The organism is Burkholderia sp. (assembly GCF_018375725.1).
GTDB lineage: Bacteria > Pseudomonadota > Gammaproteobacteria > Burkholderiales > Burkholderiaceae > Burkholderia.
Genome location: NZ_JAHACR010000022.1, coordinates 1 through 23,043, shown reverse-complemented (window position 1 = coordinate 23,043; position 23,043 = coordinate 1). Strand labels below are relative to the sequence as shown.

The 23,043-nt window shown below is 62.0% G+C and carries 19 protein-coding genes; 12 read left to right on the top strand and 7 right to left on the bottom strand.

What is annotated here, in order from left to right; translation table 11 throughout:
• Positions 1-83: 83 nt before the first annotated feature.
• The 8 genes from KH616_RS05725 (at position 84) to KH616_RS05690 (ending at position 10,816) form a co-directional block, all read left to right on the top strand.
• Complete coding sequence (locus tag KH616_RS05725; protein WP_292237961.1) at positions 84-902, top strand: ABC transporter permease; 819 nt, start codon at positions 84-86, stop codon at positions 900-902.
• Positions 892-2,214 carry an ABC transporter ATP-binding protein gene (locus KH616_RS05720; RefSeq protein ID WP_292237960.1) on the top strand — a complete coding sequence of 441 codons (1,323 nt, stop codon included), beginning with the start codon at positions 892-894 and terminating at the stop codon, positions 2,212-2,214. The genes KH616_RS05725 and KH616_RS05720 overlap by 11 nt, the downstream gene beginning before the upstream one ends.
• The gene (locus tag KH616_RS05715) at positions 2,215-4,641 is read left to right on the top strand and encodes a glycosyltransferase (RefSeq protein WP_292237959.1); all 2,427 of its coding nucleotides are present in this window, start codon (positions 2,215-2,217) and stop codon (positions 4,639-4,641) included. It begins immediately after the preceding gene.
• A 56-nt stretch (positions 4,642-4,697) separates the two neighbouring features.
• Entirely contained in the window at positions 4,698-6,017 is a 1,320-nt protein-coding gene (locus KH616_RS05710) for a glycoside hydrolase family 99-like domain-containing protein (RefSeq protein ID WP_292237958.1), read from the top strand.
• Positions 6,018-6,078: 61 nt separating this feature from the next.
• A complete protein-coding gene (locus KH616_RS05705) occupies positions 6,079-6,945 on the top strand; it encodes a glycosyltransferase family 2 protein (protein WP_292237957.1) in 867 nt (288 codons plus the stop codon).
• Positions 6,942-7,901, top strand: coding sequence for an SDR family oxidoreductase (locus KH616_RS05700; protein ID WP_292237956.1), 960 nt, complete (start codon positions 6,942-6,944; stop codon positions 7,899-7,901). Before KH616_RS05705 ends, KH616_RS05700 begins: the two co-directional genes overlap by 4 nt.
• A 5-nt stretch (positions 7,902-7,906) precedes the next feature.
• Positions 7,907-8,923, top strand: coding sequence for a glycosyltransferase family 4 protein (locus KH616_RS05695; protein ID WP_292237955.1), 1,017 nt, complete (start codon positions 7,907-7,909; stop codon positions 8,921-8,923).
• Between the two features lie 12 nt (positions 8,924-8,935).
• Positions 8,936-10,816: a nucleoside-diphosphate sugar epimerase/dehydratase gene (locus KH616_RS05690; protein WP_292237954.1), complete on the top strand. Its 1,881-nt coding sequence runs from the start codon at positions 8,936-8,938 to the stop codon at positions 10,814-10,816.
• A gap of 84 nt (positions 10,817-10,900) precedes the next feature.
• On the opposite strand, the gene KH616_RS05685 is transcribed toward KH616_RS05690, so the two are convergent.
• From KH616_RS05685 to KH616_RS05665, 5 genes are read right to left on the bottom strand one after another with little or no spacing between them, the layout of a single operon-like run.
• The gene (locus KH616_RS05685; RefSeq protein ID WP_292237953.1) at positions 10,901-12,004 is read right to left on the bottom strand and encodes a glycosyltransferase; all 1,104 of its coding nucleotides are present in this window, start codon (positions 12,002-12,004) and stop codon (positions 10,901-10,903) included.
• A gap of 27 nt (positions 12,005-12,031) precedes the next feature.
• Positions 12,032-13,054 (bottom strand): UDP-glucose 4-epimerase GalE, encoded by a 1,023-nt coding sequence (gene galE, locus KH616_RS05680; protein WP_292237952.1) that lies wholly within the window; start codon positions 13,052-13,054, stop codon positions 12,032-12,034.
• Between the two features lie 14 nt (positions 13,055-13,068).
• On the bottom strand, positions 13,069-14,205 hold the full coding sequence (locus KH616_RS05675) for a glycosyltransferase family 4 protein (protein WP_292237951.1): 1,137 nt from the start codon (positions 14,203-14,205) through the stop codon (positions 13,069-13,071).
• Between the two features lie 42 nt (positions 14,206-14,247).
• Positions 14,248-15,084, bottom strand: coding sequence for a glycosyltransferase (locus KH616_RS05670; protein ID WP_292237950.1), 837 nt, complete (start codon positions 15,082-15,084; stop codon positions 14,248-14,250).
• On the bottom strand, positions 15,081-16,337 hold the full coding sequence (locus KH616_RS05665) for a hypothetical protein (protein WP_292237949.1): 1,257 nt from the start codon (positions 16,335-16,337) through the stop codon (positions 15,081-15,083). Before KH616_RS05665 ends, KH616_RS05670 begins: the two co-directional genes overlap by 4 nt.
• Positions 16,338-16,581: 244 nt before the next feature.
• On the opposite strand from KH616_RS05665, the gene KH616_RS05660 reads away from it, so the two are divergent.
• The 4 genes from KH616_RS05660 (at position 16,582) to waaA (ending at position 21,456) form a co-directional block, all read left to right on the top strand.
• Positions 16,582-17,976 (top strand): phosphomannomutase/phosphoglucomutase, encoded by a 1,395-nt coding sequence (locus KH616_RS05660; protein WP_292237948.1) that lies wholly within the window; start codon positions 16,582-16,584, stop codon positions 17,974-17,976.
• A gap of 200 nt (positions 17,977-18,176) precedes the next feature.
• Positions 18,177-19,172, top strand: a complete 996-nt coding sequence (gene waaC / locus KH616_RS05655; RefSeq protein WP_292237947.1) for a lipopolysaccharide heptosyltransferase I — start codon at positions 18,177-18,179, stop codon at positions 19,170-19,172.
• A gap of 21 nt (positions 19,173-19,193) precedes the next feature.
• Entirely contained in the window at positions 19,194-20,078 is an 885-nt protein-coding gene (locus KH616_RS05650) for a Kdo hydroxylase family protein (protein WP_292237946.1), read from the top strand.
• Between the two features lie 37 nt (positions 20,079-20,115).
• Positions 20,116-21,456, top strand: a complete 1,341-nt coding sequence (gene waaA / locus KH616_RS05645; RefSeq protein WP_292237945.1) for a lipid IV(A) 3-deoxy-D-manno-octulosonic acid transferase — start codon at positions 20,116-20,118, stop codon at positions 21,454-21,456.
• 116 nt (positions 21,457-21,572) lie between these two features.
• Here waaA and ureG read toward each other — a convergent pair whose 3' ends face one another.
• Complete coding sequence (gene ureG, locus KH616_RS05640) at positions 21,573-22,220, bottom strand: urease accessory protein UreG (RefSeq protein ID WP_292237944.1); 648 nt, start codon at positions 22,218-22,220, stop codon at positions 21,573-21,575.
• Between the two features lie 17 nt (positions 22,221-22,237).
• Entirely contained in the window at positions 22,238-22,918 is a 681-nt protein-coding gene (locus KH616_RS05635) for an urease accessory UreF family protein (RefSeq protein WP_292237943.1), read from the bottom strand.
• Positions 22,919-23,043 lie beyond the last annotated feature (125 nt).

Genomic DNA, 23,043 nt, shown 5'->3' with positions numbered 1-23,043 from the left:
CTGTTGCCTCCGGTTTTGCCGTGGCGCTCATTGACTGATGATCGGCTGGTCTGACACTCCGAATATAACGAGGGCTTTGAACAATGCAACATTTCAGTGGCTCGCCCATGGCACTGCTGCACTCGCTGCGACAAAACCGCAGTTTGATCGGAGCACTAATCAAGCGGGAAATTGTCGGACGATACAAGGGGTCAGCGCTGGGGCTGGTCTGGTCGTTCGTCAACCCGATCCTTTTGCTTGCGGTCTACACTTTCGTTTTCAGCGAAGTGTTTAAAGCGCGTTGGAGCGGTGGTGTAGGCTCGAAGACGGAATTTGCCGTTGTGCTTTTCTCGGGGTTGATGATCTTCAACCTATTTGCTGAATGCTTCAATCGCGCGCCCGGACTGGTGCTATCTAACGCCAATTATGTGAAAAAAGTGGTATTTCCGCTGGAGATTCTGCCGGTGGTCGCTTTAGGGTCGGCACTTTTTCATCTGATGGTAAGCACAGTGGTTTGGTTCCTTTTCTTTGTGTTGTGCATGGGGCTGCCTCCCATGACGGCGCTGTTGCTGCCCGTCGCCATTCTGCCGTTGTTGATGTTGGCACTAGGTATGGGTTGGTTTCTGGCATCGCTGGGAGTTTATCTCCGTGATATTGCGCAGTTCACTGGCATTGTAACCACTGTGCTGATGTTTATGTCGCCCGTGTTTTATCCGATTACGGAACTACCGAAAGGCTATCAATACATGATGTTGCTTAATCCTTTAACGCCAGTCATCGAGCAAGCTCGGGAAATATTGATCTGGGGTCATATGCCCGACTGGATTTTGTTGGGGGGATATACGGCAGCCATGTGCTTAGTGGCGTGGCTCGGCTTCGCTTGGTTCCAGAAGACTCGTAAGGGATTTGCCGATGTCCTCTGATGTAGCGATCGCGGTCGAGTCGGTCGGGAAGTGCTATCACATCTACGATAGGCCAAGTGACCGCCTCAAGCAGATGCTGTCGTTCGGACGGCATCGGTATTACCGAGAATTTTGGGCCGTCCACAATGTCTCTTTCTCGATCGGTCGAGGCGAAACGGTCGGGATTATCGGTCGCAATGGCAGCGGAAAATCCACGCTGTTGCAGATGATTTGCGGTACCGTGTCGCCGACCACCGGGGGTATTCGCACGTCGGGGCGCGTGGCGGCTTTGCTGGAGTTGGGAGCGGGATTTAATCCTGAATTCACCGGGCGTGAAAATGTTCTGCTCAATGCGAGCATTTTGGGTTTCCCCGTTGAGGAAATGCGCGAACGTATGGGGCAGGTGATTGCCTTCGCCGAGTTGGAGGAGTTCATCGATCAGCCGGTGAAAACCTATTCAAGTGGCATGTTCGCGCGGCTGGCATTTGCGATTGCGATTCATGTCGAACCGGACATCCTGGTCATTGACGAGGCACTGGCTGTCGGCGATGCGCGCTTTGTCGCCAAATGCATGCGGCGCATCCAGGATATCAAGGCCATGGGAGCGACCATTCTGTTCGTCAGTCATGATGTGGCCTCGGTGAGGACTCTATGTGAACGCGCCATCTGGATCGACAAGGGGCATCTCGTTAATGCGGGGGACGTGTTTCCCGTGACGGGAAGGTACATGGAATTTCTGTTCCGCGACGAATCCGTATCGGCGGAGAGCGCGATCGGTGCTATCAAAGACGCGCCGTCTTCACACGAACTTTCAGTATCGCTCGATGTGGTTGAGTCCGAGGGAAATGCACTAGTGGTGCCTGAGCCAGATTTCCATGTCGAGGCGCGTCCGGTAACGCACTGGGGATCGCATAAAGGTCTCATTCTTTCGGCCGCCGTATGCGACTCAGCTGGTATTCGACGTGATGTACACAAATTGAGTAGTGACATTGAAGTGATGGTCGAGGTAAGTATTCCGAAATCGGTCTCGCGTGACCATCTCAGTGTGGCTATTTCAATCAAGGATTTAAAAGGAACGGATCTGATCGTGTCTACGACTCGTGATTATGGCAAGAGATTGCCCGAGGGCGAGCGCTTCAGCGTTGCGTTCCGCATGAGGAACCCATTGGTGACAGGAAAATATTTGCTAGTGGCTGCGGTTGAAAATCGCGAGTATCGAGATATTCATTATTTTGAATATATAGAGGGCGCACATTATTTTTCATCGCTGGCCGACGAGCATATCTTCGGCTTATTCCAACCCTCGATTCAACAGAGTATTCGGGTGAAGTAAATGAGAAGCACAGAGCAGCTCAACTCCGAGTCATATTGGGACACCCGTTTCAGGGAAAACTGGGAATCTTGCGACGGGCCCTGGCAGACGCGATTCTTTTATCAGATTGCGGTCTGCAATCTTCCGGCCTGGCTGATGTGGCAGATCAAGGGCGGGGGGTTGACCCTTGTCGATTGGGGCTGCGCACAGGGCGATGGCGCAGATGTCTGGGCTTCCTATATGGATCCAGCACGGATCGCAGGCGTCGATTTCTCGGCCGTGGCCGTAGCGCAGGCCGCCGAGCGTTATCCATCCATTCGTTTCATCCACGAGGATTGGATGGACGAGACGCAGGGTATCAATGATACGTTCGACATTGTGTTTTCATCGAACACACTGGAGCATTTTCATCTACCGTTCGAGGTATTGAAGAAGCTGTTGCCGAGAGCGCGGAAGGCAGTGATCCTTGCGCTGCCATATAAGGAAATGGAGCGTATTGACGAGCACTTCTATACGTTCCTGCCAGAGAACATACCAGTTCGATTACCTAATGGATTCAGGCTATGCTGGGCCAAGGTGGTGGATTGCCGCAACTTGCCCAAGACGCAGTGGGGGGGAGATCAAATCATTCTGCTGTATGCAGCAGAGGATTGGATTGATGGCCTTGGCCTCACGTTGTCGGACTGCAGGCTGGAGCAGGCGGACTACAATAGCGAATTTGCGCAGATGCGGCAGATTGTCGATGTGCGTGAACATGATCTGGCGGACAAGAGCCACGCTCTGGACGAGTGTAATCAGCGCATCTCCCAGCTGAATCAGATGGTTATCGATCGGGACTGCCTGATTGCGAATTTAAACCGCGTGGTTGACGGGAACGGAGCGCTGCTTAGCGGTATCGAGAAAGTGATTGAGGGGTACAAGGAGGAGGCCGTGGCGCGGCGCCAGCACGATGACGAGTTGATTGCGGCGAACAACGCACTGGCGACTACACATGCGCAACTTGCTCAAGTGAGTCGACAGCTCGAACTCATGCAAAGGAGCCGTTCGTGGCGTGTTGCATCCCGCTTGAGTCGGGTGGCCCGCGCTATGACTTTCCGGCGTTCGTGGGATGTGATGGATAGCCCCGAGACTGGCGCTGCTACGCTGGCGAGTGAGCCTGCATCGATTTGGCGCAGAAGGATGCGCTACATGATTAATCGCTATATCGAGGGTGTTCGGCGATATGGTGTTGTTGGATCTGTTCGGCCAGCTATTCGCGCAGTGACGTCGCTGTCTTCGATGTGGCTCAAGAAGAGAATGCACAACAAGCTGTACGAAAGAAAGCTGAGGGAGTTGCGCAGCATCATCTCTGGTCATCAGGGCTTCGTTGACATCTTCCATGTCCCGATGGGCTGGAAAACGCCGCTGTTCCAGCGGTTTCAGCATATGTCGCTACAGGCCAGCCAGCTCGGTGGCCTTGCCTTATACGGCGGTCACCTACAAGTCGATGTCGGTTTGTTCGTCTACGATCGCTCAGAGGATGGCGTGCTGGTTTTTGATGCACTGGATCAGCGAGTGGTCGACGTCGTCTTTTCTGCGCTCAGGCACTGCTCGGGGAAAAAGATCTTGCGACTACAGTCAATTGACCTGGCGACCCGAATAGAGGAAATCAAGCGGTTCCTCGATGATGGCTTCATCGTGGTTTACGAATACATTGACGAAATCAGCGAGGAGATTACCGGCGAGATTCCGTCCTTTGTGCTGGAGCGCCACAAATGGCTGCTGAGTGAGCCGCGCGTGCTGGTGGTGGCCACGTCCGACAAGATTTATGAGCAGGTGCGCCAGCAACGACAGACCAATTGCTTACTTTCCACTAATGGAGTCGATTTACCCCATTGGTATAGCGCGCCGCGTAATGGTGTACCCAGCGATATGGAGTCGGCCATGCGGGCTGGGCGTGTCATCGTCGGCTATCACGGGGCATTGGCAAACTGGATTGACTACGATTTGCTGCGGAAGATCGCCGAAGATGGACGATTTGAACTCGTCCTTATCGGCTATGCGCACGATTCCTCCTTGGAAGAAAGCGGCTTACTCGAATGCGAGCATGTTCATTTCTTGGGTAGTAAGTCTTACTTCGAGTTGAATAGCTATGCGGCATGCTATGACATTGGCATTCTGCCGTTCAGGAAATATGCACTTACGGAGTCAGTCTCGCCCGTTAAGTTGTTCGAATATATGGCCGCTGGCAAACCAGTAGTTACGACGGATCTAAGAGAGTGCGCCAAGTACCAATCTTGCCTCGTGGCGAGTAATCATGAGCAGTTCATGGCGAATCTCGAATCAGCAATATCTCTGATGTCCAATGCGGAGTATATGAATTTGTTGCGTCGTGATGCGGAAGAAAATTCCTGGCGAGGGAAAACATTGGCGATCTTCGACGAACTTGATGTGGAAACGGTGTGCTGATCACTGGTGCCTCGGTGTTCCAGAGACAATTTAAGTGAATTAATTAGGTGCAATTTATGAACTCCACCTTCTACCAGGTGTTACGCCGGATATATTGGAAGCTACCCGTCTCCGATAGTGTGAAAGAGGCTTGGCTTAGCAGATTTCGTGTATTTACTCGAAAGCTGTACCGGGTCGGGGCGTCCGTACCTGCTTCGTCCAGTTCGGAGTCCGTCCGGCATCAGGCATATCTTGCGCAGGTTCTTTCTATTCCGGCTAAGCCGGATGAGAAGCACGTCCCAATTGTGACGGAAGCCTTCGAGCGACGTGAGGGGGATCCAAAAGTGATCGCCTACTACCTACCACAGTTTCATCCGACGCCTGAAAATGATGCCTGGTGGGGCAAGGGTGTTACCGAATGGAACAATGTCTCGCGTGCGGTGCCGCAATACGTGGGGCACTATCAGCCTAGGCTGCCGGGTGAACTCGGCTACTACGATCTGCGTATCAAGGAAAATATCTCTAGGCAAGTGGAGTTGGCCAAACTATATGGTGTGTTTGGCTTCTCGTTCTACTACTACTGGTTCGACGGGGCTCGACTGCTCGACAAGCCGCTCGATATGTTCGTCGATTCGCCGGAAATCGATTTTCCCTTTTGCCTTTGCTGGGCTAACGAGTCGTGGACGCGTCGATTCGATGGCTCATGCGGCGAGATCTTGATGAAGCAATCCGAGACTGTCGAAAGCTATCGCGCCTTCATCAATAGCGTTATTCGCTACATGAAGGATCCGCGCTACATCAGAGTGGACGGGCGACCGGTGCTCATTATTTATCGCCCGTCATTCATTCCTGAATGCTCGGAAACACTTTCCTATTGGCGGGAATGCTGTATAAATGCGGGGGTCGGTAATCCGTACATCATTGGTGTGAAGGAGCATACGTGGAACGAGGATCTGCTCGCTCATGGGTTTGACGCGCAAAGTGAGTTTCATCCTGGAACGGTATTCAAGCACTGCGAACGCATCGACGCGAAGATCGATTTTGTCCAACCAAACTTTGGCGGCGTGGTAATGGATTATGAGGACATCGTCAAGGGTAAAAAGTATTTCAAATATAACTACGAGAAACTGTACCGCGCGGCGATGCCAATGTGGGACAACACGGCAAGGCGTGATAACAAGGGCATGATTTTTCACGGCGCGTCACCGGAACTCTATAAGCACTGGCTGATAGATATCTTCAAGGAGTCTAAGGAGCGAAAGGATCTGGAAGACTCCTTCATCTTCATCAATGCCTGGAACGAGTGGGGTGAGGGCGCCTATCTCGAACCCGACAAGACGTATGGGTACGCCTATCTGGATGCAACGCGTCAAGCCATTGAGAGCGTCAGGAATTGACATTCCTGGTGTTGTGGGTACCTGACCTGAGCCCATTCGATCACTAAAATTTTGGTAGCCCGTGGCATCACATCGAATCGAATCTTCTACGTACAGTTTCCCGATAGACGCTGGTGACGCGCTCTCGGTCTCCATCGTGACTTATCATCCCGATGTGGTGCTGCTTGCTCGTACGTTCTCAAGCCTCAGTGTCGCTTTCGATGGCCTGCGAGAATCCCGCCGCGGGCTACATATCAGTGTCTGTCTTGTCGACAATGGCGGGTTGCCCGACCTGTCCGTAGTCAGGGAGATGCTTGCTCGGATGGGGATCGCTTTCGATGTGCTTTCTGGTCATGGCAACGTTGGCTATGGGCGCGGCCATAACTTGGCTATCGAGCAGGCGCAAAGTTGCTACCACTTGATCCTGAACCCAGACATTGACCTTGAACCGAACGCACTCGTGCGAGCGTTCGATTTTCTCGATGTGCACCAGGAAGTCGGCTTACTCACGCCCAGAATCGGTGACGAAGCTGGACGCATCCAGTATTTGTGCCGCCGCTATCCGGCATTGCTCGATTTATTCATTAGGGGATTTCTGCCCGCGCTTCTTCGAAAGCCCTTTGAACGTCGACTTTCATATTATGAAATGCATGATCGGATTAACGAGTCGGACATCGTCTGGGATCCACCGATTGTCAGTGGGTGCTTCATGTTGTTTCGCACCGAGCCACTCAAGCGGCTGAAGGGATTCGATCCCTGTTATTTTCTTTATTTTGAGGACTATGACATCAGTTTGCGGACTCGGGAACTCGCTCGCATCGCCTATGTTCCCGCAGTGCGCGTGCTTCATCACGGTGGCGGTGCAGCGCGTAAGGGGTTCGCGCATATCCGTATGTTCGTTGCGTCCGCATTCAAGTTCTATAATCGGTTCGGCTGGAAGTGGCTATGAGCTGTATTGTCGTGACGGGGGCCAACGGATTCGTTGGGCGTGCGCTGAGTCGTGCACTGACCGCTGACGGGCATTCCGTGACGGGGCTCGTCCGTCGTGTCGGCGGCTGCGCCGCTGGCGTCCGAGAATGGCTATACGATCGTCCCGATTTTGTCGGGTTGGCTGATATCGCTTGGCCAGAGGTTCACTGTGTCGTCCATTTGGCGGCGCGAGTCCATGTGATGAATAACATAGACTCGGATCCTGACGCAGCCTTTTGCGCCACAAACGTTGAAGGCACATTGCGCGTCGCTGAAGCGGCACGTCGTAACGGTGTGAGACGTTTTGTGTTCGTTAGCAGCATCAAGGCAATTGCCGAGCGTGATGGTGGCAGACCATTGTCTGAGAACGATCCGGCACGCCCTGAAGATGCGTACGGACGGTCGAAATTTGAGGCAGAGTTGGCGCTGCGGCAGTTCGGGGACGCGTCAGGTCTCGATGTCGTGATCGTTCGGCCACCGCTCGTCTACGGGCCCGGCGTTCGGGCGAATTTTTTGCGGATGATGGATGCGATATCGTGCGGGATGCCACTTCCGCTTGGCACGATTACCGCTCGGCGTAGCCTTGTCTATATCGACAATCTTGCGGATGTGCTAGTGGCGTGCGCAATCGATCCGCGCGCAACTCGCGGATGTTTTCACATCGCCGATGACGATCCGCTATCTGTCGCCGAGTTGCTGCGAATGGTCGGCGACGCCCTAGGCAAGCCCGCGAGGCTGTTCCCAGTTCCAGCCAGCGTTTTGCGTACCATAGGTAAGCTGACCGGCCGCAGCGCCGCGATCGAACGTCTGACGGATAGCCTGCAACTCGATACAGGCCACGTAAAACGCGTGCTCGACTGGCGTCCTCCCTTCACCACCCGACAAGGCCTCGAAGCCACGGCTGCGTGGTATCGTTCGCGCGATCATCAGAAATAGACAATATGCATCCCGCGATTACCACATGGCTGACTGCCATGGCTGTGGCCTTGGTCGCCGCAACCGCCTCGACGATCATTCTCCGCATGCTGCTCGCGACCGGGCTGGCCTGGCGACTCGCAACCGACATTCCAAACGACCGTTCACTCCATACGCTGCCGACCCCGCGCGTCGGTGGCTGGGGTATCGTGCCGGTGAGTGTGGCTGCGCTTCTGTGGCTCGCGCCGCGACTATGGTTGATCGCCATAGCGGTAGTGGTTCTGGCCGCCATGTCGCAGATCGACGACCGGCGCGGCTTGCCGGCACGGGTGCGATTCGCCGCACACCTTTCAGCTGTCGTCGCGCTCATCGCCGTCTATCCGGCCGCTGCGCCGTGGTGGCTTCTCGTGGGCATCGGTTTCGCGATGGTGTGGCTGATCAATCTCTACAACTTCATGGACGGCGCCGACGGTCTCGCCGGCGGCATGGCGCTGTTCGGATTCGGCGCCTACGCGGTTGCGGTACTCAACGGTTCGCATCCATCGCCGGATCTCGCGGCCGGCGGCGCTGCCGTTGCAGGCGCCGCTCTCGGCTTTCTCCTGCTGAATTTCCACCCGGCCCGACTTTTTCTCGGCGATGCCGGCTCGATCCCGCTTGGCTTCATGGCCGGCGCGCTCGGTTACTGGGGGTGGCGCGAAGCAATCTGGCCCTTGTGGTTTCCGGCGATGGTGTTCTCTCCCTTTATCGCCGATGCATCTGTAACACTCCTGAGACGTTTGTTACGCGGTGAAAAGTTCTGGCATGCGCACCGGGAGCATTATTATCAGAGGATGGTGCGTTCCGGAATGGGTCATGGACGCACCGCTGTTTATTGGTACCTCATCATGCTCGCAGGCATAATCGTTGCCTTGTGGGCATTGGGCCGTCCAGCACTGCAACAATGGTTGCTATTCATTGCGTGGTACGGCGTCCTGGCGTGCATCGGAATCGTGATCGATATGCGCTGGCGCCGAATTCAGGCAGCTGCCAAAAACAATTCTTGAGGTCTCCCGCCGATGTTGCGATCCAAAGCATCATGGCAGTCACTAAGTGCTTTCCTGTTCGACATGCTGGCGGTCGCCGCCGCGTGGTTGTTCGCCTATCTCGTCCGCTTCAACGGCAGTATCCCGTCTGATTTCCTGCGCGGCGCGCTGGTAGCGCTCACCTGGGCGTTGCCCATCTACGCAGTGATGTTCCGCCTGTTCGGCCTCTACCGCGGGCTATGGGTATTTGCGAGTCTGCCGGATCTGTTGCGGATCTCTAAGGCCATAGTCTGCGGCAGCCTGATCGTGATGATCGGTTCGGTCATGTTCCAGCCGACGCCGATCATCCCGCGCTCGGTGCTGCTCGTCTCGCCGCTGATGCTGTTCCTGATCATGGGCGGTGCGCGCGCGCTATATCGCGCGTCCAAGGAGTTCTACCTGTATGGCGGGCTCGTCGGGCAGGGCAAGCCGGTGCTGGTGCTCGGCGCCGGCACGGCCGGCGCGAACCTCGCGCGCGAATTGTCCCGCTCGGGGGAGTGGCGTCTCGTGGGCCTGCTCGACGACGACGTCAAGAAACACGGTCGCGAGGTCTACGGTTACAAGGTGCTCGGCTCGGTCGACGATGTCGAGCACTGGATCGACGCGCTCAAGGTCGAATACGCGATCATCGCGATTCCTTCCGCATCGGTCGAAGTACAGCGTCGTGCCGCCACCCTCTGCGTACGCGCCGGCGTGAAAGCGATGGTGCTCCCGTCGCTGAACTCGCTGATGCCTGGCCAGGGCTTTCTTTCACAAGTCCGCCAGATCGACCTCGAAGATCTCCTCGGCCGCGATGCGGTCACGATCGACACGCCTCACGTCGAAGCGCTGCTGCATGGCCGTGTCGTGATGGTCACGGGTGCGGGCGGGTCGATCGGCTCGGAGCTGTGCCGGCAGATCCTGCGCTTCGCACCCGCGCAACTCGTCGTGTTCGACATCTCCGAATATGCGATCTACCGGCTGACCGAAGAGCTGCGTGAGCGCTTCCCCGACCAGCCGGTCGTGCCGATCATCGGCGACGCGAAGGATTCGCTGCTGCTCGATCAGGTGATGTCCCGCCATGCGCCGCACATCGTGTTCCATGCGGCGGCCTATAAGCACGTGCCGCTGATGGAGGAGCACAATGCATGGCAGGCGGTGCGCAACAACGTGCTCGGCACCTATCGCGTCGCACGCGCGGCAATCCGGCATGACGTGCGCCACTTCGTGCTGATTTCGACGGACAAGGCGGTCAACCCGACCAACGTGATGGGCGCGAGCAAGCGTCTTGCGGAAATGGCCTGCCAGGCGTTGCAGCAGACGAGCCCGCACACACAGTTCGAGACCGTTCGTTTCGGCAACGTGCTCGGCAGTGCGGGCAGCGTGATCCCGAAGTTCCAGCAGCAGATCGAGAAGGGCGGCCCGATCACGGTCACGCATCCGGAAATCACGCGTTTCTTCATGACGATTCCTGAGGCCTCGCAGCTGGTGCTGCAGGCGTCGAGCATGGGCCACGGCGGCGAGATCTTCATTCTCGACATGGGGCAGCCGATGAAGATCGTCGATCTCGCCCGCGACCTGATCCACCTGCACGGTTTCACGGAAGACCAGATCCGCATCGAGTTCAGCGGCTTGCGTCCGGGCGAAAAGCTCTACGAGGAATTGCTCGCCGACGACGAGACGACGACACGCACGCCTCATCCGAAGCTGCGGATCGCACGCGCGCGCGAAGTGCCGGACGATCTGCTCGATGAACTGCTGCCCTGGCTGATGCAGCACCGCGTGCTGAGCGACGACGAAGTGCGGCGCGATTTGCGGCGCTGGGTGCCTGAGTATCAGTCGACAATCGCACCGGCTCTGCATAGCGTGCCGACGCGTGCGGTATCAGGCGGCTGACATCGGTCTCGTCACATGGCGGATCCGAGGCAAAAGAAAAGCGCACCGAGGTGCGCTTTTTTTGTGGGCCGTTGCCGCCGATCTCTACCCGCGACGATCCTTGCGCACCACCATCCACCGCGGCGTCTTGAACCGCACGATGCTGAGATACAGCCACACATAGGTCGCCGCGAACACCACGACGAACACGAACAGGTGGACCGTATGCCGCCAGAACAGCGTCGCCGGGATCACCGCGATCAGGCACAGCAGCCACAGATACGGCGACGTCAGCGAATTGCGGCGCGTCAGGTCGTGCGCGGCCTGGGTGCCGACCGCCCAGCGCATCAGACGCTTGTAGACGAGCATGTGCAGGTGCACGCCATCGGGAATCCCCGGCGACATGCCGCGCACGAACTTCTTCCGGTAGATCGAGAAGCAGGTCTCGAAGATCGGATACATGAACAGCAGCACCGGATACCAGGCGGACACTTCGCGATGCCGCATCACCAGCAGGATCGCGAGTTCCGCGAGCGTGAAGCCGATGAAATAGGCGCCGCCGTCGCCGAGGAAGATCAGCCCGGCCGGGAAATTCCACACGAAAAAGCCGAGGATCGCGCCCATCATGATGAGCGATCCGGACAGCACCACCGGTTCGCCGACCTGGAACGCGACGTACGCGAGCGACGCGAACATCATGAAGCTCACCATCGACGCGAGCCCGTTGAAGCCGTCGATGATGTTGACGGCGTTCGCGAGCGCAGCAACGGCGAGCACGGTCACGAAGAACGAAATCGCGGCGTAGCCGAGCAGGAAATCGAGCGGCGGCACGCTGATGCGCGTGATGGCGATCTGCATCAGCCAGAATGCGAGCGCGGCCGCGGCCATCGTGCACAGCAGCCGCACGCGCGGCGACACGCGCTTGGTCATGTCCTCGACGAGTCCTGACAGGAACGCCGGCAGCCCGCAGCCGACCACGCAGAGCACACTGCCGGCAATGGTCGGATAGCGCTGCATCAGCAGCACCGCCGAAGCGACGACACCCGTCAGAATCCCGATGCCGCCCACGCGCGGCACGGGCCGCACGTGGAATTTCTGCACGCCGGCCAGGTCGCTGTCGACCGAGAATTTTTCGTGCAGGTGCGCGTAACGCACGATGAAGAGCGTCACGAGCAGCGAGACGAGGAAGCCGGAGGCAAAGCTGAGCATGGGATCGGACGAAAAAATGACAGCGGATTATACAAAACCGCGTGGGTTCATTTCCTGCCATCGCCAGTGGTCGACGCACATCTGCTCGATGCCGTATTGCGCGCGCCAGCCGAGCAGTTCGGCCGCCCTGGCCGGGTTCGCGTAGCATTCGGCCACATCGCCCGGGCGGCGCGCGACGAGTTCGTACGGGACCTCGCGGCCGGATGCCTGTTCGAACGCGCGCACGATTTCGAGCACGGAGTAGCCGCGGCCGGTGCCGAGGTTGACGGTGAAGCTCGCGTCGAGCGCGGCCAGCGCATCGAGTGCCGCGAGGTGGCCGCGTGCGAGGTCGACGACGTGGATGTAGTCGCGCACGCCCGTGCCGTCCGGCGTCGGGTAGTCGCTGCCGAATACGCGCAGCTTGTCGAGCTTGCCGATCGCGACCTGCGCGACGTACGGCATCAGATTGTTCGGGATGCCGGACGGATCTTCGCCGATCAGTCCGCTCGCATGGGCGCCGACCGGGTTGAAGTAGCGCAGCGTCGCGATGCGCCACGACGGATCGGCGATCAGCAGATCGCGCAGGATCTGCTCGGCGATCAGCTTCGATTGTCCGTACGGGTTGGTCGCCGACAACGGGAACGATTCGTCGATCGGCGATCGCTCCGGCACGCCGTACACGGTGGCCGACGAGCTGAACACGAACTGCCTGACGTCGCGCTCGCGCATCACGTTGAGCACCGCGAGCAGGCCGCCCATGTTGTTCCGGTAGTACTCGAGCGGCTTCGCGACCGATTCGCCGACCGCCTTGAGCGCCGCGAAATGAATCGCACCCGTGATCGGGTGGGCGTCGAACACCTTGCGCAACGCATCCTCGTCGCAGACGTCGATCTGGTAGAACGCGGGCGTCCTGCCGGTGATCTGCGCGATGCGTCTGACGGCTTCGGCCTTGCTGTTGACGAGGTTGTCGGCGATCACGACATCGTAGCCGTGGTCGAGCAGTTCGACCGAGGTATGCGAACCGATATAGCCCGCACCGCCCGTCACGAGAATCGTTCCTTTCGTGGTCATGGCTTCGTGCTCCTTCAGAGAGTGACGCCGGTCAAGGCGCGAATGGTGGTTTTGTAGCGTTCGACGACGTGCTGCTCGTCGAACTCGTCGATGACTTTCTGTCGTCCGCGCGCGCCCATCGCCGCGCGTCCGGCGGGGCCGAGCCCGATCATCTGCGTGAGGCGTGCCGCGAGGCTCGCGCTGTCGCGTGCGGCGCACAGCAGGCCGGTCTTGCCGTCGGCGACGACGTCGCGGCAGCCCGGCACGTCGGTCGCGACAATCGGGCGGCCCATCGCGGACGCTTCCATCAGCGTGCGCGGCACGCCTTCCCGATACGACGGCAGCACGACGCAGTCGGCGGCGGCGATGTACGGCCGCACGTCGTGCGCTTCGCCGAGGTACTCGACGACGCCTTCTCGCACCCATGCGTCGACGTCGGCCTGGCCGATCGCGCTCGGGTTGTCGACGCCGAGCGGGCCGAGCAGCTGGAAGCGCGCTTTCGGATATTGCGTGCGCACGACGCGCGCGGCCTCGACGTATTCGCGTACGCCCTTGTCCCACAGCAGGCGGCCGATCAGGATGAACACCGGTGCGTCGCCGCCCGGCAGCGGCGCCGGCGCGAAATGCTCGAGATCGACGCCTTCGCCATGCAGCAGGCGCGCGCGATCCGGATGCGCGAGCAGATGCGCTTCGGTGAAGGTCGCGAGATCGTCGCGGTTCAGGAACCAGACCTCACGCGGAAAGCGGAACGCGAAACGGTAGAGGCGTTTCGCGACGCTCGCCGCGCGGCTCTTCTGGATGAAGACGTAGCCGAGCCCGGTCGTCACCGCGATCGACGGCGTGCGCGCGAGCCACGCGGCGATCGAGCCGTAGATGTTCGGCTTGATCGTGTAGTGGAACACGAGGCTCGGCTTCAGCGCACGGTAATGGCGATGGAGCGCGGCGAGCGTGCCGAGATCCTGGCGCGGGTTCGTCCCTTTCGACGCGACCGCGAGCGGCACGTAGCGGCACCCCATCTTCTCGAGCAGCGGCACGGTGCGATCGTGTGGCGCAATGACGATCACCTCGGCGCCGCGTGCCACGAGCATGCGGATCAGCCCGTGACGGTACGTATAGATCGCCCAGGCCGTGTTGCAGACGAGCGCGATACGCAGCGGGGAGGTGGCGGTCATGAAAAAAAGAAAAAATAAAACATCGAAAATGCCGGATACGCGTCAAGCGGACGGCCGCGCGGCGAACAGCGTGTGCTTGATCCGTTGCAGCGTACGGTATGGCGTCACGAAATGCAGCAGGTTCTTGGCGAGGCCCGCCCAGTCGTATGGATTCAGTGCGTTGAAATGCCGGAGCAGCAGCGTGAGTGTCGACATCAGCTGACGCCGCCGCTTGGTCGCGCTGATACCGCCTTCGTTCAGTTCGTAATAGAGGCCGAGTTCCGGCAGGTTCGCGCAATCGTAGCGTTGCATTAAGCGCAAAAAAAGATCGAGATCTTCGGCGGCACGGTACTTCGCGCGGTAATTGCCGGCCTCGCGCACGGCGTCGACGCGCAGCATCACCGACGGATGCACGAGCGGCGAGCGCAGGAAGCGCGTGCGGCGCAGCGCGCGCGGATCGGCCGGCGGCGTCAGCATGAAGAGTGGCGCGCCGTCGCGCGAGACGACCTGCGCCCACATGCCGACGCAGGCGACACGCGGATGCGCATCGAGATACGCGCGCTGTTTCGCCAGACGCCGCGGCGCCGCGAGATCGCCCGCGTCAATCCGTGCCGCGTAGCGGAAGCCGCGCGCGGCGAGTGCATCGATGCCGGCTTGCAGCGCGCGCTCGATGCCGCCGTTCTGCGGCATGCTCAGCACCTCGACCGACAGGCCGGGCAGATCCGGCGCGGCGATCGGCGGCGTGCTGCCGTCGTCGACGATCAGCACGTGCACCGGCGCGTCCTCGCGGAACGACGCAAGGGTGCGGACGACGTCGTCATGCGCGTTGTAGGCCGGCATCAGCACGGCGACGTCGTCGAGCGGACCGGCTTCGCGCGGCGAGGGAATGGGGGACGTCATGGGCGCAGCTTGTAGCGAATGTAATAAAAGTTGACCGCGGCGGCCGCGAGATAGCCGCCGGCCAGCCCGACGAGCGCGCCGTACAGGCCGAGCCGCGGAATGGCGATCAGGTTGACGAGTGCGGCGATCGCCAGCGCGAGCACCCACTTCAACAATAAAACGAATTTTGCTTGATATTTGAGAACGATAAGATTTCCTATCGCCTCGATGCCTGCGGGCACGGACAGCCAGACCGCCCAGCGGAAGATGTCGACCGACGCTTCGTAGCCCGGCCCGAACACCTTGCCGACGATGAGCGGCGCGGCCGCGTCGAGCACGAGCGCGCCGGCGGTCATCACGCCGGCGGTCATCGCGGTCAGCCGGACAATGTTGCGGCGCAGCCGGGCGGCGTCCTGCACGCGGTAGACAAACGCGGGCGCGATCGTCTGCGCGAGCATCAGCGCGAGCGTGATCCAGTTCTCGTTCAGTTGCTGCGCAGCCGCATAGCGGCCGAGGTCGGCGAACGATACGTGACGCTCGAGCATCAGGCGGTCGAGCTTGAGGAACAGATACATGCAGATGAGGCCGAGCCAGAATATCGTGCCGGCCGTCGCGAAATGCCTGAACAACGTGTTGTCGAACGTCCAGCCGAGCGTGCCGCCGTTGCGCTGCCGGTAATAGAGCAGCAAGGCGAGGCCGATCGCGGCGGCTTCGAGCGCCCACAGCCAGGAAAACCGCGCGGGCGCCGCGGCCGCACGCACCAGCAGCCAGACGAGCGCCGCCTTGGCGAGCGCCGCGGCCATGCTGGCGACGAGCTGCGGCTTGCTGTAGGTCATGCTCTGCAGCCACGCGTTGACGACGCCGATGAACGGCTCGCGGAAGATCATCGTGACCGCGAGGCCGGCGAGCATCGCGCCGACGAGCGGATCGAACGCGCCCGCGGCGATCGCGATCCAGGTCGCGGCGAGCGCGGCGACGGATACCGCAATCCGCAACGCGAACGCGCTGCCGAGCACGGCGCCGATTTGCCCGGCCGGGCGCTGCACGATGGTCGGAACGAGAATTTCCGCGCCGCATACCCAGGTGAGCGGCGCCAGCACGAGGAGCAGCGTATTCGCGTACTGCCATTTGCCGAACACGTCCGGCCCGAAGTAGCGGGCCAGCAGACCGCTGATCGCGATCGCGACGCCGATCTGCGTGAGCCGTTCGAGCCCGAGCCAGACGAGATTCGCGACGGCCTTCGCGACGTCCGGATTGGCGAAGCGTTTCAGCATGGTGCGACGCGCCGGGGTGCGCCCGGAGCAACCGGGACGGCGCCCGCGGGCGTCAGCTTTGCGGCGGCGGAACGATCAGGCATTAAAATGGGCGGTATCCGCGTCATCAAAACCAGCGATTATAAGTTGTATCCGGATCGCTCCAGCCATCGCGCCGGCTTCTTCTGGAGCCATGCAGCGTCATGCTGCGCAAGGGCGGCGAGGCAGTCAAAATTTTTCCATGCACGCAACTGAGAGAGAATCGATGATCTCCCCATCCATCTTCAAGGCATATGACATTCGCGGCGTGGTCGGCAAGACGCTCGACGCCGACACGGCACGCGCGATCGGCCGTGCATTCGGCAGCGAAGTGCGCGCGCAGGGCGGCGATGCAGTCGTCGTTGCGCGCGACGGCCGCCTGTCCGGGCCCGAGCTCGTCGGCGCGCTGGCCGACGGCCTGCGTGCGGCGGGCGTCGACGTCGTCGATGTCGGCATGGTGCCGACGCCGGTCGGCTATTTCGCGGCCAGCGTGCCGCTCGCGCTGAAGGGCGGCGAGCGCCGCATCGATTCGTGCATCGTCGTCACCGGCAGCCACAATCCGCCGGATTACAACGGCTTCAAGATGGTGCTGCGCGGCGCCGCCATCTACGGCGAGCAGATCCAGGCGCTGTACCGTCGCATCGTCGACGAGCGCTTCGAGTCGGGCAGCGGCGCTTACGAGCAATATGACGTCGCGGATCAGTACATCGACCGGATCGTCGGCGACATCAGGCTGGCGCGGCCGCTGAAGATCGTCGTCGACGCCGGCAACGGCGTCGCGGGCGAACTCGCGCCGCGCCTGTTCAAGGCGCTCGGCTGCGAACTCGTCGAGCTGTTCACCGACATCGACGGCACGTTCCCGAACCATCACCCGGATCCGGCGCACCCGGAAAACCTGCAGGACGTGATCCGCGCGCTCAGGGAAACCGACGCGGAGATCGGTTTCGCGTTCGACGGCGACGGCGACCGTCTCGGCGTCGTCACGAAGGACGGCCAGATCATTTATCCGGATCGCCAGCTGATGCTGTTCGCGGAGGAAGTGCTGTCGCGCAACCCGGGCGCGCAGATCATCTACGACGTGAAGTGCACGCGCCATCTCGCGCAATGGGTGAAGGAAAAGGGCGGCGAGCCGCTGATGTGGAAGACCGGCCATTCGCTCGTCAAGGCGAAGCTGCGCGAAACGGGCGCGCCGCTCGCGGGCGAAATGAGCGGCCACGTGTTCTTCAAGGACCGCTGGTACGGCTTTGATGACGGTCTCTACACCGGCGCGCGCCTGCTCGAGATCCTCGCGAAGACGGCGAACCCGAGCGCGGTGCTCAATGCGCTGCCGGATGCGATGTGCACGCCGGAACTCCAGCTCAAGCTGGAGGAGGGCGAGAACTTCCGCCTGATCGAGCGCTTGCAGCAGGACGCGAAGTTCGACGGTGCGGACGAGGTCGTGACGATCGACGGCCTGCGCGTCGAGTATCCGGACGGCTTCGGCCTGGCGCGCTCGTCGAACACGACGCCGGTGGTCGTGCTGCGCTTCGAGGCCGAGACGCAGGCGGGCCTGAAGCGCATTCAGGAGGATTTCCGCCGCGTGCTGAAGGCGGCGAAGCCGGACGTCGAGCTGCCGTTCTGAGCCGGGGCGGCGGCGTGTCCGCCGCTTGCCGGATCGTCGGCCGTTCCCTGAAAGGCGGCGCACGCGCATTGAGCTGACCCCGTAAAGTCGGACGGGACAATTCACAGCGCGTGCGCCGCTTTTTGCGTGTGGAGACGGCCGGGCGCGATAAAATCGCATCTTTATGCCTGTTGCCGGCCTTCCGCCGGCATTTTTTCAGCGTGCAAAAGATTCTGATCGTGCGCGTGTCGTCGCTCGGCGACGTCGTGCACAACATGCCGGTGATCGCCGACATCCGGCGGCGCCATCCCGATGCGCAAATCGACTGGCTCGTCGAGGAGAGCTTCGCCGACCTCGTGCGGCTCGTCGACGGCGTCCGTCACGTCCTGCCGTTTTCGCTGCGCCGCTGGCGCAAGAAGCCGTTTTCCGGCGCGACCTGGCGCGAGATCCGCGCGTTCAGGCGCAAGCTCGAGGCCGAGCATTACGATCTCGTGATCGATTGCCAGGGCCTGCTCAAGACCGCATGGGTCGCGAGCTGGGCGCGCGGCTCGCTCGTCGGCCTCGGCAACCGCACCGACGGCGCCGGCTACGAGTGGCCGGTGCGCTTTTTCTACGACAAGCGCGTGCCGATCGAGCCGCGCACGCACGTCGTCGAGCGCTCCCGGCAGCTCGTCGCGGCCGCGCTGGGCGATCCGGCGCCGACGCCCGCCGATCCGGTCGACTTCGGCATCGACACGCGCGAGGCGACGCGTGCGCTGTCCGCGCTCGACCTGAACCTGCCCGTGCCGTACGTCGTGTTCGTCCATGCGACGTCGCGCGCCGACAAGCAATGGCCGGATGCCGCATGGATCGAGCTCGGCCAGGCGCTGGTGCGGCGCGGCGCGTCGCTCGTGCTGCCGTGGGGCAACGACGCCGAGCGCGCGACGAGCGAGCGGCTCGCGAAGGAGTTCGGCGCGGCAGCGATCGTGCCGCCGAAGCTGTCGCTGCCGGCGGTCGTCGGCCTGATCGACGGCGCGGCGGCGACGGTCGGGGTTGATACAGGTCTGGTTCACATCGCGGCGGCGCTGAAGCGTCCGACGGTCGAACTGTACAATTTCGCGACGGCCTGGCGGACCGGCGGCTACTGGTCGCCGAACGTCGTCAATCTCGGCACGGCGGGACAACCGCCGACGATCGGCCAGGTGAAGTCGGCGCTCGCGGGCTTCGGTCTCCTGTAACGCACGTATCTCGACGCGATCATGAGCGAATCCCAGATCATCGAAGTCTCGTCCGCCGATTGGCGCGGACACAACCTGTCGATCCCGCGCGAGCAGCTGCTGGCCGCGGTCGAAGAGGGCAAGGTGCTGTATTTCCCGCATCTGCGCTTTGCGATCGAAGGCGGCGAGGAAGCGCTGCTCGACCCGGCGCTCGCCGATCCGAAACGCAAGAACATCAGCCTCGCGCCGAACGGCGGCGCGCTCGCCGGCGTGCTCGGCGACAACGTCACGCAGTCGGCGGTGCGTGCGCTCGTCGCGCGCTTCCAGCAGCAGGCGGGTTCGCTCGTCGACGGCCTGTTCCCCGAATACCGCGGCAAGCTGCGCGTCGCGCCGACGAGCCTGCGCCTGATGCAGGTCGAGACGCGCCAGACGTCGTGGCGCAAGGACGACAGCCGGCTGCACGTCGACGCGTTCCCGTCTCGACCGAATTACGGCGAGCGGATCCTGCGCGTGTTTACGAACGTCAATCCGGCGGGCACGCCGCGCGTATGGCGCGTCGGCGAGCCGTTCGAGGACGTTGCCAGGCGTTTCCTGCCGCGCATCCGGCCGCAGTTGCCGGGTTCGGCGACGCTGCTGAACCTGCTGCACGTGACGAAGACGCCGCGCAGCGCGTACGACCACCTGATGCTGAACCTGCACGACGGCATGAAGGCCGATCTCGACTATCAGAAGCGCTGTCCGCAGGAAACGATGCCGTTCCCGCCGGGCAGCGTGTGGATCTGCTTCTCCGACCAGACGTCGCATGCGGTGATGTCCGGCCAGTTCATGCTCGAGCAGACATTCTTCCTGCCGGTCGACGCGATGGTCCGGCGCGAATGCGCGCCGCTCGGCATTCTCGAACGTCTGACGGGCAGGGCGCTGGTTTGAACGCGCGCAGCAATCGTCGACAAGAGGTGGCCGCGTCATGCTGAGAGCGGTCTATCGCGCACTGTGGTGGCTGGTCGCGCCGCTTGCCGTTGCACGGCTTTTCCTGCGGTCGCGCAAGGAGCGCGGCTACCGCGAGCATATCGGCGAGCGTTTCGGTTGCGGGCCGGGCCGCGCGCCGGACGATCATGCGCCGTTGATCTGGGTGCATGCGGTGTCGGTCGGCGAGACGCGCGCCGCGCAACCGCTGATCGACGCGCTGATGAAGGCGCGCCCGGACGCCCGCATCCTGCTCACGCACATGACGCCAAGCGGTCGCGCGACCGGCGAGCAGATCTTCGGCGATCGCGTGCTGCGCTGCTACCTGCCGTATGACATGCCGGGCGCGGTGCGGCGCTTTCTGCGCGCATGGCGGCCGACGTTCGGGCTCGTGATGGAAACGGAAGTGTGGCCGACGCTGATCGACGAGTGCCGTCGCGCGGACGTGCCGCTTGTCCTGACCAATGCGCGGATGTCGGCGCGTTCGTACCGGCGCGCCGCCAAATTCGGTGCGGCCGCGCGCGATGTGTTCGGCGGCTTCGCGCGCGTGCTCGCGCAGAGTCCGGCCGACGCGGAGCGTCTGGCGTCGCTCGGCGCACGGCACGTGGCGGTGCTCGGCAACCTGAAATTCGACATGACGACGCCGCCTGAACTCGCCGCGCGGGGGCGTGCGTGGCGCGATGCGATCGGCGCGCGTCCGGTATGGGTCGCGGCGAGCACGCGGGAGAACGAGGAAGCGCTGATCCTGCAGGCGTTCGAGGCGGTCAAGACGCCCGGCGCGCTGCTGATCCTGGTGCCGCGCCATCCGCAGCGCTTTGGCGAGGTCGAGGCGCTCGTCTCGCGCAGCGGCCTCAAGTGCGTGCGGCGCTCTGCGTGGGCGGCGGATGCGGCGGCGCCGGCTGCCGGCCGCCCGGCCGTTGCGCGGCCGCTGCCGTCGGATGTGTCGGTGCTGCTCGGCGATTCGATGGGCGAGCTGGGCGCGTATTACGCGGCGGCGGACGTCGCCTTCATCGGCGGCAGCCTGCTGCCGCTTGGCGGGCAGAACCTGATCGAGGCGTGCGCGGTCGGCGTGCCGGTGCTGATCGGGCCGCACGTATTCAACTTCACGCAGGCGACCGCCGACGCGGTGGCGGCCGGCGCGGCGCAGCAGGTGCAGGATCCCGCGGATCTCGCGCGCGTGCTCGATACGTTGTTCGCCGACAAGGCGCGGCGTATCGCCATGGGCGCGGCAGGCGCCGCGTTTGCCGCCCGGCATCGCGGCGCGACCGCGCGCTCGGTCGATGTGCTCGCGGCGCTCCTGCCGTCCGTCGAGCGCGGCGCAGGGATTACGCAGGACGAGTAAGCGGCGCGCGGCGTGATGCGGCTTCGACGGAACGGCGCCGTTCCGCGTCGTTGCGGGTGACCCGGCGGTGCGGCATCCGCCGGCCGATAGACGGACGCGCCGCCCGCCACCTGCATTCAGACGTTCAGCAAGCCCTTCTTCCCGATGAACGCGACGACGTCCGCGACGCCGTCGAGCGTTTTCAGGTTCGTCATCACATAAGGCCGTCCGCCGCGCATCTTCTGCGTGTCGGACGCCATCACATCGAGGTTCGCGCCGACGAGCGGCGCGAGGTCGGTCTTGTTGATCACGAGCAGGTCGGACTTCGTGATGCCGGGGCCGCCCTTGCGCGGGATCTTCTCGCCGCCCGCGACATCGATCACGTAGATCGTCAGGTCGGACAGCTCGGGGCTGAACGTCGCCGCGAGATTGTCGCCGCCCGATTCGATGAACACGATATCCGCATCCGGGAAGCGCGCCAGCATCCGGTCGACCGCTTCGAGATTGATCGACGCGTCCTCGCGGATCGCGGTATGCGGGCAGCCGCCCGTCTCGACGCCCATGATCCGTTCCTCGGGCAACGCCCCCGCCACGGTGAGCAGGCGCTGGTCTTCCTTCGTGTAGATGTCGTTGGTGATCGCGATGAGGTCGTACCTGTCGCGCATCGCCTTGCACAGCATTTCGAGCAGCGTGGTCTTGCCGGAGCCGACCGGGCCGCCGATGCCGACGCGCAGCGGCGGCAGTTTTTTCGTGCGGCGGGCGGAAGATGTGTGAGGTGTGTTCATGGCGTGTTGCGTCAGGGTCAGGAGCGGAACAATCGCGAATACTGGGTTTCGTGCCGAGCGGACAGAATGCCGAGCTGCGGCGCGAATGTGTTGATGCGATCGGGCGGTGTCGCGAGTGCGCGTTGCACGGCCGCATCGATCGCGCCGCGCAGCGCGACGATGATCTTCTGCCCGGCAAGCTGGCCGAGCGGCACGGCCTTCAGCGCGGCGGCGGTCTGGTTCTCGACCCAGCCGAACGCGTAGGCGGCGAGCGCCGCATCGGCGCTCGCGCCGTGCGCGGCGGCCGCATACGCAAATGCGGTCGGCAGCGCGATCGGCGAGAGGGCTGCAAGCGTCGCGCGTCGTGCCGCATCGCCCCATTCGAGAGACGTGCAAAGCCGGGCGAGCGACCAGCCCATCTGCTCGGTCTCGCGGCGCAGCTCGGACGATTCCCGGCTCGCGACGAACCACGCATTCTCCCGGGCGAGTGCGTCGAGGTCATGCGCGTGCCAGCGCGCGAGCTGGTGCGCGAGAAACGGCAGCTCACCGTGCGCGAGCACGTCGGTCAGGCCGCTCGCGATCCAGTCGCGGGCGCTGTCGGCATCGCGGATCAGATGGGCATCGAGCGCTGCTTCGAGGCCCTGAGAATAGCTGAACGCGCCGATCGGCAGCGCCGGCGATGCGAGATGCAGCAGCGCGACGAGCTCAGCGGTGTTCATGGCCGTGGCCGTGCGCGCATCCGGGACCATGCTGATGATCGTGATCGTGATCGTGATCGTGATCGTGATCGTGATCGTGATCGTGATCGTGATCGTGATCGTGATCGTGATCGTGATCGTGCGAG